This window comes from Agromyces subbeticus DSM 16689 (assembly GCF_000421565.1).
Taxonomy (GTDB): Bacteria; Actinomycetota; Actinomycetes; order Actinomycetales; family Microbacteriaceae; genus Agromyces; species Agromyces subbeticus.
Genome location: NZ_ATXG01000001.1, coordinates 328,979 through 343,971 on the forward strand (window position 1 = coordinate 328,979; position 14,993 = coordinate 343,971).

At 69.8% G+C, this 14,993-nt stretch carries 10 protein-coding genes; 9 read left to right on the plus strand and 1 reads right to left on the minus strand.

Going from position 1 to position 14,993, the window contains the following annotated elements:
* The 5 genes from H521_RS24805 to H521_RS0101570 are packed head-to-tail and all read left to right on the plus strand — an operon-like array spanning position 1 to position 7,642.
* The gene (locus H521_RS24805) at positions 1-1,464 is read left to right on the plus strand and encodes a DUF4127 family protein (protein ID WP_022891269.1); all 1,464 of its coding nucleotides are present in this window, start codon (positions 1-3) and stop codon (positions 1,462-1,464) included.
* A gap of 8 nt (positions 1,465-1,472) precedes the next feature.
* Entirely contained in the window at positions 1,473-3,305 is a 1,833-nt protein-coding gene (locus H521_RS20835; RefSeq protein ID WP_169513957.1) for an FAD-dependent oxidoreductase, read from the plus strand.
* 5 nt (positions 3,306-3,310) lie between these two features.
* Positions 3,311-4,039, plus strand: a complete 729-nt coding sequence (locus tag H521_RS20840) for an N-acetylmannosamine-6-phosphate 2-epimerase (protein ID WP_022891271.1) — start codon at positions 3,311-3,313, stop codon at positions 4,037-4,039.
* Positions 4,032-6,719, plus strand: coding sequence for a glycoside hydrolase family 38 N-terminal domain-containing protein (locus H521_RS0101565; protein ID WP_022891272.1), 2,688 nt, complete (start codon positions 4,032-4,034; stop codon positions 6,717-6,719). The genes H521_RS20840 and H521_RS0101565 overlap by 8 nt, the downstream gene beginning before the upstream one ends.
* Positions 6,716-7,642: a BadF/BadG/BcrA/BcrD ATPase family protein gene (locus H521_RS0101570; RefSeq protein ID WP_022891273.1), complete on the plus strand. Its 927-nt coding sequence runs from the start codon at positions 6,716-6,718 to the stop codon at positions 7,640-7,642. The genes H521_RS0101565 and H521_RS0101570 overlap by 4 nt, the downstream gene beginning before the upstream one ends.
* 63 nt (positions 7,643-7,705) lie before the next feature.
* On the opposite strand, the gene H521_RS0101575 is transcribed toward H521_RS0101570, so the two are convergent.
* Positions 7,706-8,368 (minus strand): TetR/AcrR family transcriptional regulator, encoded by a 663-nt coding sequence (locus tag H521_RS0101575; protein ID WP_169513958.1) that lies wholly within the window; start codon positions 8,366-8,368, stop codon positions 7,706-7,708.
* Positions 8,369-8,562: 194 nt separating this feature from the next.
* Between H521_RS0101575 and H521_RS0101580 the strand changes: the two genes are divergently transcribed.
* The 4 genes from H521_RS0101580 (at position 8,563) to H521_RS0101595 (ending at position 14,993) form a co-directional block, all read left to right on the plus strand.
* Positions 8,563-11,076, plus strand: a complete 2,514-nt coding sequence (locus H521_RS0101580; protein WP_022891275.1) for a beta-glucosidase family protein — start codon at positions 8,563-8,565, stop codon at positions 11,074-11,076.
* 56 nt (positions 11,077-11,132) lie between these two features.
* On the plus strand, positions 11,133-12,791 hold the full coding sequence (locus H521_RS0101585; RefSeq protein WP_022891276.1) for an ABC transporter substrate-binding protein: 1,659 nt from the start codon (positions 11,133-11,135) through the stop codon (positions 12,789-12,791).
* Positions 12,792-12,909: 118 nt separating this feature from the next.
* On the plus strand, positions 12,910-14,016 hold the full coding sequence (locus H521_RS20845) for an ABC transporter ATP-binding protein (RefSeq protein ID WP_022891277.1): 1,107 nt from the start codon (positions 12,910-12,912) through the stop codon (positions 14,014-14,016).
* Entirely contained in the window at positions 14,013-14,993 is a 981-nt protein-coding gene (locus H521_RS0101595) for an ABC transporter permease (protein ID WP_022891278.1), read from the plus strand. The genes H521_RS20845 and H521_RS0101595 overlap by 4 nt, the downstream gene beginning before the upstream one ends.

The following is a 14,993-nucleotide window of genomic DNA, read 5'->3' on the forward strand; positions in this document are numbered from 1 at the left end:
ATGAAGATCCTCCTCGTCCCACTCGATGAGCGCCCCGTTTCGATCGAGCTGCCCGGGCTCATCGCCGCGATCGCCGGCGCACAGGTCGTCGCGCCGCCGGCAGCGTGCCGGCCAGTCATCCGCGCGGCCGGCGACGTCGACGCGATTCCGGCCTGGTTGCAGTCAGCATCCGCCGACGCCGACGGCGTGGTGGCGTCGCTCGAGGGTCTCGGCTTCGGCGGGCTGATTCCCTCGCGGATCGGCGCAGAGCCCGTGGAGCAGGTGCTCGACCGGTGGGCGGTGCTGCGAACCATCGACCTGCCGGTGCACGCGTCCGTCGTGGTGCCGCGCACTCCTGATTCCGACGACGCATTCGAGGAGCCCGAATACTGGGCGGATTGGGGTTCGCGGCTGCACGTGCTGTCCAGCGACCTCGGCTCGACGGACACCGTCGTGATCGCCACGACGGACGTGCCCGAGCCGGTGCGCGCCGACTGGCTCTCACGTCGGCTCCGCCAGCACACGCTCGGCCTCGCGGCGCTCGGCCTGGTCGGCGACGGCGTCATCGCACGGCTCATCGCAGGTGTCGATGACGCGGTGGCCGGGTCGCTCTCCGCAGCGGCGCAACGCGACCTGGCTGCCTGGTCGTCGAGGCTCGGGCTCGACGACCGGGTCGTCGTCGGGCCGGGCGCGGATGAGACGGCCGCCGTACTCACGGCCCGGCTCATCGTCGACCGTGCCGGCGTGACGCCCCGAGTGGTCATCCGGTGCGCCGACGACGACGGCCTCGCCCGGGTCGCGCCGTACGAGACGGGATCGGTGCTCGACACGGCGCGGGGGCAGCTGCGCGCCGCCGGGGCGACGACCGTCGACGACGGCGAGGCCGAAGCGACGCTCGTGGTGCACGCACCTCAGGGCGACGGCGACTGGGCGGTCGCCCCGCCGGCGTCCACCGACGCCGACGCGGCCGCGCGCACAGTCGCCCTCGTTCGACGGGAACTCGAAGCCGGGCGGGCCGTCGCCGTCGCCGACGTCGCGCAACCGAACGGCGCAGACCCGGAGCTCGTGCGGGCACTGCTCGAGACAGGGCTCTTCGGCCGGCTCGATGGCTTCGCCGCATGGAACACCGCGGGCAACACGATCGGCACCGTCGCCGCCCACCTCGCGGTCGCCCTCGCAGCTCGCGCCACGGGCACATACGACCAGCGCGCCGCGGCGCGCCACTTGCGCCTCCGGCTCATCGAGGATGCAGCGTACATGAGCGGGGCACGTGCTCGCTTCCGTCGTGAACGCGGATCCCGTCCAGACCGGCACGACCGCATCGACGACGTGTCCGCGGCATCCGCTCGACTCGCTGAACTGCTGAACGAAGCGCTCGATGATCTCGGCGCATCCCAGGTGGCGGCGATCACCCCAGACCAGATCGGGTTTCCCTGGGCCCGGTCGTTCGAGATCCGGGTCCACCCGGGGGCCGGCGAGCGATGAGCGAGCGGATGCTGCGCACAGACGTGGTCGTCGCGGGTCTCGGATTGGGCGCGATCGCGGCGGCACTGGCCATCGCCGATCACGGGTTGAAGGTCGTGATGGCCGGTCCTGAGTCGCGGATCGGCGGGCAGGTCACGACCCAGCTCACCAGTCCGCTCGATGAGCATCCGCTCATCGAGACCACCGGATGCACGACCCGCTACCGTGCCTTCCGCGATGCGTTGCGCGCAGAGTACGGGGACATCGGGAACCCCGGCGGCGGCTGGGTCAGCCGACTGTGCTTCGAACCGCTCGTCGGCGAGCGGGTGTTGCGCGCGATGCTCACGACGCACGAGAGCGCAGGCACCATCACGGTCATCACGGGCGCAATCCCGAACGGGGTCGACCGTGTCGGCGATCGGCTCTCGGCGGTTCGATTCACGACGGCCGCCGATGAACTGGTGGTCAGTGGAGACGTGATCATCGACGCCACCGAGACCGGCGAACTGTTGCCCCTCGCCGGTGCGGAGTGGGCCATCGGCTCCGAGGGTCGCGACGCGTTCGGCGAACCGCATGCACTCCCCGGTGGCCCCGATCCTCGTGCCGAGCAGTCGTGCACGATCGTCGCCGCACTGATTCGAGATGCCGTCGCGGGTGACGTGGGCCCCGCGCCTGCCCGATACGAGGAGCTCAGAGACGCGCAGCCCTTCAGCCTCACGCTGTCGAACGACGAAGGCTCGACGCACGACTACGCGATGTTCGACGACGCCGTGCCGCCGGGCTCGTTCTGGTCGTATCGCCGTGTGCGCGATCCGCGCCTGATCGGCGGCGCCGACACTGCGATCATCAACTGGCACGGCAACGACTACTACGGCTCGGGCCTGACCGCCGAACCGGTGGAGACGGATGCAGCGGCGCGGGAACTCACGAACGCGTTCGTGCACTGGCTCCGCACCGAGGCGCCGCGCGACGACGGCGGAACCGGTCACCCCGAGCTTCGGCTCGCCCCCGAGGTGTCCGGCACGCCCGACGGCCTGGCCGAATCGCCGTACGTCCGCGAGTCGCGACGATTGCGCTCGAGCGCACCGGTCTCGGAGCACGACCTGCTTCCACACCAGGGGGATGCGAGGGCACGGCCGTTCGCCGACACCATCGGCGTTGCCTGGTATCACGCCGACCTGCACCCTCGGGTCGGCGGGCATCACAGCGTGTACGCCCCCACTGCACCGTTCCAGATTCCGCTGCGGTCGCTCGTCGCCGAAGCCGGTGCTGGCCCGGTGAACCTCATCGCCGGGGCGAAGAACCTCGCTGCCACCCAGATCGCCGCAGCCGCGTATCGCGTGCACCCGGGGGAGTGGGCGATCGGCGAGGCCGCCGGGGAGCTCGCGGCCCACGCGCTCCGGCATGCCCTCTCACCGGTGGCCGCGGTCGACGATGCGCGCCATCGCACGATGGTCCAGGTCGCTGCGCTCTGCGCCGGCGCCCCGATCGTCTGGACGACCGACCTTCCTGCCGAACACCGCGGCTTCGTCGCAGGGTCGCTCCTGGTGGCATACGGCGCCCTCGACGACGACCGACGGGCATCGCTCGAACTCCTGCCGGACGAGCTACTCGACGAGGCGGCCGAAGCGCCGCTCTGCGCCGCCGCCGCCGCCCTGGCCGACGCCGTCGGGGTGATCGCACCGCAGGTGCCTGCCGCGCCCGGGTCGACGTGGGCTGATCGCGCGGTCGCCCTCGCCGCACCCATCCTCGCGGCGCTCGACGCCGAGAGCTCCCGAAGTCGCCCCCGTCACCGGGCCGACGAGGCCTTCATCGCCGCTCCCGCCATCATCACCAGCCCCACTGCCGTCGACATCGAATGAGGACCATGCCCCACATCTCCACCCTGCTCAACGGATTGCGCGGGCGACTCGTCGTGTCGTGCCAGGCGCAACCGGGTGAGCCGCTGCACGGTCCAGAGCACATGACCGCCATGGCACTCTCGGCGCTCGCCGGCGGCGCAGCAGGCATCCGGTCCGAGTCGCCCGCTGACATCCGCGCGATTCGCGCCGCCACCGATGTTCCGCTCATCGGATTGTGGAAGCAGGGCCGCGACGGCGTGTACATCACCCCGACGCTCGACGCGGCACTCGAGGTCGCCGCTGCCGGCGCAGACCTCGTGGCGCTCGACGCCACGGCACGGCCCAGGCCCGACGGCCGGTCCCTCGTCGAGACGATCGAGGCGCTCTCGGAGCGCGGCATCCCGGTGATGGCCGATGTCGCGACGCTCTCCGAGGGGGTCGCGGCGGCGTCCGCCGGTGCAACCGTCGTGAGCACCACGCTCGCCGGTTACACCGCTGAGACGCGCGGCGCGCACGCCCCCGATCTCGCGCTCATCGCGGACCTCGCCCGCGAGATCGCGGTACCGGTCTTCGCCGAGGGACGCATCTCGACGCCGTCGCAGCTTGCCGCCGCGTTCGACGCCGGCGCCTGGAGCGTTGTCGTGGGTGGCGCGATCACCCGGCCGGCGATCATCACGGCGTCGTTCGTCGCCGCTCTTCCGGCGAACGACGATTCGCGCATCGCGAGCTCAGCTGCGGCGGTGACCCGTGGCTGAGCGCGCGATCTGTCACATCGTCACGCACGTGCACTGGGATCGTGAGTGGTACCGCCCGTTCGAGGCCTACCGCACCCGGCTGGTCGAGCTCGTCGAGCAGGTCTGCCGCCAGCTCGACGCCGGCGCCATCACGACGTTCCACCTCGATGGACAGACGATCACGCTTCGCGACGTCGGCGAGCTGCGGCCCGACCTGGTCGACGAAGTACGACGGCACGTGCGGGCCGGTCGCCTCACGATCGGTCCGTGGCACGTGCTGGCCGACAACCAGCTCGTGTCAGGTGAGAATCTCGTTCGCAACCTGCTCGCCGCGCGACGGCACAGTGGGGCGGTCGGTGCCATGACGAGCATCGGATACTCGCCCGACGCGTTCGGGCATCCCGCCGATCTGCCGCGAATCCTCACCGGGTTCGGCCTCGAAACCGCGCTCGTCTGGCGTGGGGCCCCCGCCGGCGTGGCGGAATTCCGTTGGCGTTCGCCCGACGGCAGCGAGGTGTACGCAGTCAATCAGGCGTACTACGAAGTCGACGTGCTCTGGAGTGATGAGGGCCGGGCCGAGCGGCTCGACGCCTTCCTCGAGCGGGAGCACGGCCGCCGGGAGGGCGGACCTTGGTTGCTCATGAACGGTGCCGACCATGTGGCACCCCGCGATACGACTCGCCTAGTCGACGGGTTGGCTGTCGATCGAGCCGAGCTCGAACAGTCCACGCTCGACGCATTCTTCCGCGATCTCAGGGCCGCGCATCCCGAGCCCGAGGCGATCGGCGGCGAGTTGCGCCACCTCGGCGGCCCAGGCACCTTTCTCCTTTCCGGCACTCTGTCGACGCGGGTGTACCTGAAACAGCAGAATGCTGCAGCCGAAGCGATGCTCGAGCGAGTCGTCGAGCCCCTGCTCGCCGGCGAGTTGCTCTCGCTCCCATCGGGCGGATCGCCGGACTCGATCGATGTACGCACCGACGCGACTCCGATCGACGGCTCGACAGTCGGTCATCTGCAACACGCGTGGGAGCTCGTGCTCGAGAACGCTCCGCACGACTCGATCTGCGGATGCAGCGTCGACGAGGTGCACCGCGAGAACGAGGTGCGATCGGAGCGGGTCATGGAGCTCGGCGACCAACTCGTTCGCCGCGCCCTTTTGCGTCGAGGCTTCGACCCGCGTGTCCACGGCGCTCCGGCCACGGAGTCCACGCGAGTCGTCGTGCACGTGCCGCTCGCCGACTCGGGCCGGCGTTCGCAGGTGACGGTGGACGTCACGATCGCACCCGACCGGGTCGTCACCGGACTGAGTGCGCCTGGCGGCGCGGACGTGCCCGTCGAGGTCGAGGACCTGGGCACGGGAATGTCGTTCGAAGCCGATCTCGACCTGCTGCCCGACTCGGTGCTCGCGCGACGGCAGCGGCTGCGCTTCGCCGCCGTCGATGTCGAGCCGGGTGGATTCGGCGTCTTCACCGTGCGACTCGGAGAAGCGGAACCGTCGGCTCGGCAGACGCAGCGGATGCCGCGAGAGATGGACATCGAACTGTCGGAGCGATTCCGCCTGCGGGTCGCCCCGGATGCGAGCTTCTCGATCTTCGACCGCACGAGCGGCGTGAAGCACGACGGGCTCGCGCGCCTCGTCGACGGCGGCGATCGAGGTGACACCTACACGTACGACCCGCCCTCGGCAGATGCCCTGGTGCACGCGTCGGCCGACGCCGAGGTCGAGGTCGAGCGCACACCGGTTCGCACGATCGTGCGCTGGCGCGCGACCCTCGATCTGCCCGTCGCGCTCGATGAGACGCGTGATGCGCGTGCTCCCGAGACGACTTCGACGACCGTCGCGGTCGAGGTCGTGCATCGCACGGGCGACGACGAGTTGAACTGGACCGCGTCGTTCGTCAACACCGCGCGCGACCACCGCGTGCGGGCGCACTTCCCGATCGCGACGTCGTCCGAGTTGTGGCGCAGTGGACAGCACTACTCGAGCCTCGACCGTCGCTTCGGCCCCGAGCTCGGGAAGCTCCCGACCGCACCGAACCGCGAGGCCGAGATCGGCACCCATCCGGCTCACGGCTACGCGATGGCGGGCGCGGGCGAGCACACGCTCGCGCTGCTGCTCGACCACGTCTCAGAGGTGCAGGGGATCGTGGCGACATCCGCTCGGCCGAACGAACTCGCCGTGACCTTGCTGCGCAGCACAGGATGGCTCTCGCGCTTCGATCTCCGCACCCGCACGACCGGGGCCGGGCCGATGCTCGAGACGCCCGAAGCGCAAGTGCTTCGGCCGGTACGGGCCCGCATCGGGCTGAAGTTCGGCCCCGCAGCATCCGACGCATTCGCACTCGCGGATGCCGCCGATGCGCGACGTTCCGGAATCGTTGCGATGCAGTTGCGGGAGGGCACGACCGTGCCGCTGTCGTCGCTCGGGTCCGCCGTCTCGGTAACCGGCGCCGTCGTCAGCGCACTCAAGCCGGCCGACGATGGCCGCGGTGCTGTGCTCCGTCTCTCGAACCCATCGCCGAATGCACGATCGGCGACGGTCCGTGTCGCGGGCGGCGTCGAGGTGTCAGTCGTGCGGCTCGATGAGACGCCTGCCGTCGATACCCTCGCCGGCCGAACGTTCGACGGGGATCGGACGATCTTCGAAGTGCCGCTCGCCGCCCAATCGACGGCGAGTCTGCGACTCGTGGCGTCGGCGTGACAGCCGGCCCGTCGGGCGGAGCGGTTCGGGTTTCGATCGATGCCGGACAGTCGTCGATCCGCGTCCGCGTCGACGGTGCCGACGGTGGCGAACCGAGCGAACTCTCGTTCAGCGGCATCCGCGCCGAGCGTTCGGCCGTCGCACAGATCACCGAATTGCTCACCGCACATGACGCGTGGGGAGCGTACTCGGTCGCGGTGGGGCTGAGCGGGTACGACGACGACCCGGCAGCAGTCGGGGCACTGCTCGACGCAGCTCCGTCGATTCGGCATGCGGCCATCGCCCACGATTCGATCACGGGGTACCTCGGGGCGAACGGCGACGCTCACGGGGTCGTCGCCGCGGTCGGCACCGGCGTGGTGGTTCTCGGTGCGGGACCACGCGGCGCAGCGCGGGTCGACGGCTGGGGGGCGATATTCGGCGACGCCGGCAGCGCTCACTGGATCGGACGGGCCGCGATCGATGCAGTGCTCCGGGCCCGCGATGGACGTGGCCGATCCACGGCGCTCACCGCCCTCGCCGAGAAGGCGTTCGGCGACCTCGGCACGCTGTACCTCACCGTGCAATCGGATCCGGACCGAGTTTCGCGTGTCGCCGCATTCGCCCGCGCGGTGACCGCCTGCGCAGAGACCGACGAGATCGCGAACGACATCATCGACCGTGCAGCGGCAGAACTCGCGAACTCGATCGTCGCCGCCTGCCGCCGCGCCGGCGTGCACGCCGCGCATGCCCGCCTGAGCGGTACCGGTCAGGTGCTCACCGCGCCAGTCGTGGTCACCCGGCTCGCGGAGCACTTGCGAGAACGGATGCCCCAGGCGCGGCTCGAGCCACCGCTCGGCCAACCGATCGATGGCGTCGAGCGACTGCATGGCCTGGCCGCTGAACACGTACTGCGAGCTTCGGTCTTCTCCGCTTCGCGCTGACGCGGTGCGGTCGCCCTGGTCGTGCACGATCACAAGGACGTGTTCGCTCAGACGACTCGCCGCTCAGGCGCCAGCCTGCGCGCGCAGCCGAGCCACGATCTCGTCGAGTGTGCGGCTGACGATGCGGGGCATGTCGACGGCATCGGGGTTCAGCAGCCATTGCACCTGCAGGCCGTCCATGACGGCGATGAGCGCCGACGCCGAATCGAGCAGCTCCTGCTCGTCGGTGTTGCCGCTGACCTCGCCGAGCACACCCGCGATCTTCACTCGAAGCACGTCGAGGCGAGTCTGGAAGTACTCGTGCGCCGGATGCCCGTCGGTCACCGACTCGCCGGAGAGCACCGAGTACGCCTGCACGACACCGCGGCGGCGCGTGTTCTCGTCGACCGTGTCGACGAGGTGCGCGAGGAACGCCGGCCCTTCGGCCTGTGCGCGCGCCGGCACGCCCGCGACCTCTTCGCCGTCGCGGTACTTCAGCATCGCGACGAGCAGCCCCTCTTTGCTGCCGAAGTGGTGCAGCACGCCCGCGTGAGTCATGCCCGCTTGCTCGGCGACTTCGACGAGTGCCCCCTTGTTGTAGCCGCGTGCTCCGAAGACGTTCATCGCGGCCTTCAGCACGGCCTCGCGACGCTCAGTGGTCTTGGCGTGCGGGCGCTGCACACGCTCGGCCGCCGGCCTGCGCTCGTCCATTGGCTTGGCGCGTGCGGCGTCTCGGATCGTGGCCACGTGGTTCCTTCCGATGCGGGTGAGCGCCACGCAAATGCGGGGCATCCGCTCGATTGCAGCATTCCACGTCGAGACCGCTGACGCCCACCCATCTGGTGTTATCGAAACGTTACCACATCGACTTACTTACAAGTCAGTAAGTATGCCACGATTGCCGAACCCACTCGAAGATGAGACATGAATGGAGCAACGGCGTGACCCTGAACCACACCGCGACCGAGACCACCGAGACGGTCGACCCTGTGGCCATCGCCCGCACCCTCCCGCTCGACGAGAAGGTGCGCCTCCTCACCGGGGCCGGCACCTGGACCCTGCACTCGCTGCCCGAGCTCGGCCTGCGCTCGATCACGGTCTCCGACGGGCCGATCGGCGTGCGTGGCGGCGACGACACCTCGAACCTCCCGTCGGCGCAGCTGCCGGCACCCAGCGCGACGGCGGCGACTTGGGACCCCGCGATCCAGCGCCGCATCGGCGCACTCATGGCGGCAGAAGCGCGCCGACAGGGCGTCGATGTCGTGCTCGCGCCGGTCGTGAACCTGCAGCGCACCCCGGTCGGCGGCCGTCATTTCGAGTGCCTCTCCGAAGACCCCACCCTCGCCGCGAACCTCGCCGTCGCCTTCGTCGAGTCGATTCAGGCGGCCGGCGTGGCCGCGTGCATCAAGCACTTCGTCGCCAACGAGCAGGAGACCGAGCGCACCGAATACCTCGCCCGCATCGACGAGCGCACGCTGCGCGAGGTCTACCTGGCTCCGTTCGAGGCAGTCGTCGAGGCCGGCGTGTGGACACTCATGGCGGCGTACAACGGCCTCGCCATCGACGGGGTGGAGGCGACAGCCACCGAGCACGAGGTGCTGCTCACCGACATCCTCCGCACCGAGTGGGGCTTCGACGGCGTCGTGGTCAGCGACTGGCTCGCCACGAAGTCGACGGATGCCCCGGCCAACGCCGGCCTCGACCTCGTGATGCCGGGCCCGCTCGGTCCGTGGGGCGAGGCCCTCGTCGACGCGGTGCGCGAAGGCCGGGTGAGCGAGGCCGCGATCGACGATCACGTCGCTCGGATCCTCGCGCTCGCAGCCCGTGTCGGCGCACTCAGCGGCGTCCCCGGGGTTGTCGAACCGGCCGCGGTCGCCGATGCTCCCGAGCCCGATTCCCCCGAGGTCCGCAGCCTGCTCACCGAGCTCGCCGCGCGATCGACGGTCGTGCTCCGCAACGAGGGCGGGCTGCTGCCGCTCGAGGTGCCCGCCGGGGCATCCGTCGCCCTCATCGGTCCGAACGCCGTCGTGCCGTTCACTCAGGGCGGGGGCAGCGCCTTCGTCACCCCGCCGCTCATCGCCGATCCGCTCGGCGCGCTCCGAGCGGCCCTGTCCGGCGCGACCGTGACCCTGCACCGAGGCGGCGCGACCGAGGCGACCGCGCCGATCGTGCCGCTCGAACTCCTCACCACGCCCACAGGGGAGGCCGGGCTGCTCGTCGAGCTGCTCGACGTCGCCGGGCACGTGCTCGAGCGGTTCGCAATCGCCGACCCCGCGCGCATCTGGTTCACGATCGACCGAGCGGATGCCGCGAGCGTGCGCCTCACCACGCGGCTCGAGTTGGCCGGGGTCGGCCGGCACGAGATCGAGATCGCACCCGTCGGCGCCCACCGGGTGAGCGTCGAGGACGCACTGGTCGGAAAGTCATCCCGCACCGTCGGCGCCGAGGTGGTGCTCGATTCGTCGTATGCGAACCCGCCGGCCCACTCCGTCGTGATCGACACCGAGACCGACGCCGCCCGCACCGTGACGATCACGGGCGAACTGCAGATCGTCGACGCCGAGTCGTACGGCCGCTTCGTGCGACTGCACCTGCGCTACCGCGCTCCCGGCAAGTCCGTTGCTGAAGAGATCGACGACGCCGTCGCCGCGGCTGCCGCCGCCGACCTCGCGATCGTCGTCATCGGCACGAATGCAGAGACCGAATCCGAGGGCTGGGATCGCCCGAACTTGGAGCTGCCCGGCAGCCAGAACGAACTCGTGCGTCGAGTGGCGGCCGCGAACGCCCGCACGGTCGTCGTCGTGAACGCCGGCGCCCCCGTCATCCTGCCCTGGCTCGACGAGGTGCCCGCCGTGCTCTGGTGGTGGCTGCCCGGCCAGGAGGCCGGCACGTCGCTCGCGGCAGTGCTCACCGGCGAGATCGAGCCCTCGGGCCGTCTGCCGTGGACCCTGCCGGCGAACGAAGCGGACGTACCGGTGCCGAACGGCCTGCCCTCCGGCGGGTACGTCGACTACACGGAGGGCCTGCACGTCGGGCACCGCGGCTGGGACAAGCTCGGTCGAACCCCCGCCCGCGAGTTCGGCTACGGCCTGGGATACACGGCGTGGCAGTACGACGCACTCACGGTGTCGGGCAGCGCGAGCGAGGCGTTCGCCGAGGCATCCGTCACCGTCACCAACGCCGGCGAGCGCGACGGCCGCGAGGTCGTGCAGCTCTACGTCGAGGGCCCCGACGACGGCATCGAACGCCCGGTTCGCTGGCTCGCCGGCTCGGCTGTGGTCGACGTCGCCCCCGGCGCATCCGCGACCGTCGTCATCGCCCTGCCTCGACGCACGTTCGAGGTCTGGGACGTCGACCATTCAGACTGGACCCTGCCGAGCGGCGCCTACCGGCTGCGCGTCGGGCGGTCCAGCAGAGATCTCCGTTTGGAGGCCGTGCTGCAGGTTCCCGCCTGAGGCGCGCACGAACACCCCGCACCACCACACAACACGAATGCAAGGAGGCATTGAAAATGCGTAGAAGCATCCTCGCCGCAGGGGCCGTACTGGTCGCCGCCGGCTTAGCGCTCACCGGGTGCAGCGGTGACACCGGAGGCGGTGACGGCGGCGGTACCAAGGTGCTGACGGTCGGCATGCCGAACGGACCGCAGCAGGAGAATCAGAACCCGCTCGCCACCGGCTCGGCCTCGCTCTCGCTCGGCTACGCGTTCGCCGTGTACGAGTCGCTCATGCAGGTCAACGAGCTCGACCCGACCGCGCCGCCGACGCCGTGGCTGGCTGAGTCGGTTGAGTGGAATCCCGAGTACACGCAGGCGACCATCACGCCGCGCGAGGGCGTGAAGTGGTCGGACGGCGAGGACTTCACCGCTGAAGACATCGCCTTCTCGATCCAGCTCCGCAAGGACACCCCCGAGCTGAACATCGACTTCCCCGACCAGTACGGCGACATCACCGTCGAAGACGGCAAGGTCGTCGTGAACTTCACCACGGGGCAGTACGTCAACACGCTGAAGCTCTACAAGCTCCTCATCGTGCCCGAGCACATCTGGGCGAGCGAAGACGCGGTGACCTTCGCGAACAAGGAAATGATCGGCACCGGCCCGTTCACGCTCAAGACCTTCACTCCGCAGGCCGTGACGCTCGAGCCGAACGACGGCTACTGGGGCGAGAAGCCCAAGGTCGCCGAGCTCCGCTACGACGCCTTCAACGACAACGCGGGACTCACCACCGCGCTGACCACCGGCGAGGCGCAGTGGGGCTGGACGTTCATCCCCGACTTCGAGGAGACCTTCGTCGCGAAGGACCCCGAGCACAACCACCAGGTCGCGGGCGGCGGCTTCGGCGCCGACGTGCTCTACCTGAACAACGAGACGAAGCCGTTCAACGACCCGGCGTTCCGCAAGGCGCTCAGTATGGTCATCGACTACGCCGACATCACGGAGACCGCGGGCTACGGGGTGTGGCCCGAGATCACGAGCGTCACCGGAATGCCGGAGCCGTCGGGAACCTCGTTCATCTCCGAGGCGTACGCGGGCCAGGAGCGGGAAGTCGACATCGACGGGGCCAAGCAGGTCCTGACGGATGCCGGCTACACGTGGGACGGCGAAGCGCTCGTCGACCCCGACGGCGCGAAGGTCACGTTCAACCTGACGAACCCGAGCGGCTGGACCGACTACCTCGACGCGCTCGCGATCATCTCCGAGGGAGCCGCTGAGCTCGGCGCCGAGGCCACGGTCGACGCGATCGTGCAGGACACGTGGTTCAACGACACCATTCCGTTCGGCAACTTCCAGGCCACGCTGCACTGGACCGACGACGGCTCGACCCCGTGGAACCTGTACTCCAACATCATGGACGGCGCCTCATACGTGCCGCTCGGCGAGACCGCGAACTGGAACTACGGCCGTTACAACAACGACGAGGTGACCCAGTCGCTCGCGACCTTCAAGGCTGCGACGACCGATGAGGAGCGCCAGGCCGCGCTCGACATCGTGCAGCAGCGCTACGTCGAAGACGTTCCCGGCATCGTGATCTGGTCGCGGCCCGCCGTCGCCCAGTACTCGACCGTGAACTACACGGGCTTCCCGACGGCTGAGGACCCGTACGCCAACCCGCAGCCCACGGGCCCGCAGGCGGCGCTCATCCTCTCCAAGCTCGTTCCGACCGAGTAACCTCTCCCCACCCGGTGCGGCGGGCGTTCCCCCAGGCGTTCGCCGCACCACCCTCGGCTCCGGCACTCCCGGCTCCGCGGGCACGACCCACCCGATCATCCGAGCAGCGAGACGGACGATGACCTCCCTACGCAACTCCCGGGCGCACCTGCCCGGCCCTCCGCCCGACGCGGCCCCCGGCGACGGCGTGCTCCAAGCCGTCGACCTGCGCAAGCATTTCAAGCTCAAGGGCATCGGCTCGCGCGACGTCGTGCATGCGGTCGACGACGTGAACTTCGAACTCCGCCGCGGTCGCGTGCTCGCCCTGGTCGGCGAGTCGGGTTCGGGCAAGTCGACCATCGCCCGGCTGCTCGCGCAGCTCATGCCGCTCACGGGCGGCAGCATCCGGTTGCACGGCGAGGATGCCGCGGTCAAGAACCGCCGCTCGTTCCGCCGGTACGTCGGCCGCGTGCAGATGATCTTCCAGGACCCGTTCGGGTCGCTGAACCCCGTGCACCCCGTGCGCCACATCCTCACCCGCAGCCTCCGCATCCACCGCGGGCGCCTGCGCGGCGCCGAACTCGAGTCAGCGCTCGTCGAGCTCCTCGAGCGGGTGCAGCTGCAGCCGGCCGAGCGCTACATCGAGAAGTACCCGCACGAACTCTCGGGCGGGCAGCGCCAGCGCGTCGCCATCGCCCGTGCCCTGGCCGCCGACCCCGAGGTGCTGCTTGCCGATGAGCCGATCTCGATGCTCGACGTGTCGATCCGTCTCGGCATCCTGAACCTGCTCCAGGATCTGCGCGATCGCCTGCACATCGCGATCCTCTACATCACGCACGACATCGCGTCGGCGCGGTACTTCGCCGACCGCACCATGGTCATGTACGCCGGGCGCATCGTCGAGTCAGGCGACTCCGAGTCGGTCACGCAGGATCCGAAGCATCCCTACACCCAGCTGCTCGTGCGCTCGGCACCCGACCCCGACGATCTCGAGGCGCGCGCACGCGGTGCGCGCGGCGAGGCGCCGAGCCTCGTGAAGCCTCCGAGCGGATGCCGCTTCAACCCTCGCTGCCCGTTCGCCACCGACCTGTGCCGCACCGAGGTGCCGCCGCTCATCAGCGTCGGCGACGAGCGCGAGGCTGCGTGCTGGGGCTACTCGGACCGACCCGATCGGCCGGTGCTGGAGTCCGCTGGTCTCGATACGCCTCCTTCGTCGGCTACTCGACCGACGGGGGGTGTCGCATGAGGTTCTTCCTCCGTCGCGGCCTGTTCTACGTGATCACCTTCTGGGCCGCGGTCACCATCAACTTCTTCATCCCTCGGGTCATGCCCGGCGACCCCGTGCGCGCCCTCATCGCGCGCAACCAGGGCCGGATCCCCAGCGAGGCCGAGGCGTCGCTCCGCATCCTGTTCGGCCTCGACAAAGACGCGACGCTCTGGCAGCAGTACCTCGACTACTGGGCCCTGCTGTTCCGTGGCGACCTCGGCATCTCGTTCACCTACTTCCCGACGCCGGTCTCCGACGTCATCGCGCAGGCGCTGCCGTGGACGATCGGACTCGTGGGCATCGCGACCATCCTCAGCTTCACGATCGGCACACTGCTCGGCACCGGCATCGGGTGGCGCCGCGGCACCTGGGCCGACTCGCTGCTGCCCATCTCCACGTTCTTCTCGGCGGTGCCATACTTCTGGCTCGCCCTCATCGCGATCTCGATCTTCTCCGTGACCCTCGGGTGGTTCCCGGCCAGCGGCAGCTACGACCGCTCGCTCATCCCGATGTGGTCGTGGGAGTTCGTCGGCTCCGTGATCTACTACGGCACGCTGCCGGCGCTGACCGTCGTGATCTCGTCGATCTCGGGCTGGATCCTCGGCATGCGCAACATGATGGTGACCGTCTCGAGCGAGGACTACGTGACGGTCGCCCAGGCCAAGGGCCTCTCGGAGCGCCGGGTGATGCTCGGCTACGCGGCGCGCAACGCGATCCTGCCGCAGGTGTCGAGCTTCGCCCTCTCGCTCGGGTTCATCGTCGGCGGCACCCTCGTCATGGAGATCGTGTTCTCGTACCAGGGCATCGGATACCTCCTGTTCACCGCGGTCGCCGCGAAGGACTACCCGCTGATGCAAGGCATCTTCCTCGTCATCACGGTCGCGGTGCTGATCGCGAACATCGTCGCCGACATCGCCTACGGCATCCTCGATCCGCGCACCCGACAGGAGGGCTGA

Bases quoted from the DNA above. Each gene is read 5' to 3' on its own strand.
- H521_RS24805 (WP_022891269.1), top strand. From the start codon at position 1: ATGAAGATCCTCCTCGTCCCACTCGATGAGCGCCCCGTTTCGATCGAG.
- H521_RS20835 (WP_169513957.1), top strand. From the start codon at position 1,473: ATGCTGCGCACAGACGTGGTCGTCGCGGGTCTCGGATTGGGCGCGATC.
- H521_RS20840 (WP_022891271.1), top strand. From the start codon at position 3,311: ATGCCCCACATCTCCACCCTGCTCAACGGATTGCGCGGGCGACTCGTC.
- H521_RS0101585 (WP_022891276.1), top strand. From the start codon at position 11,133: ATGCGTAGAAGCATCCTCGCCGCAGGGGCCGTACTGGTCGCCGCCGGC.
- H521_RS20845 (WP_022891277.1), top strand. From the start codon at position 12,910: ATGACCTCCCTACGCAACTCCCGGGCGCACCTGCCCGGCCCTCCGCCC.
- H521_RS0101595 (WP_022891278.1), top strand. From the start codon at position 14,013: ATGAGGTTCTTCCTCCGTCGCGGCCTGTTCTACGTGATCACCTTCTGG.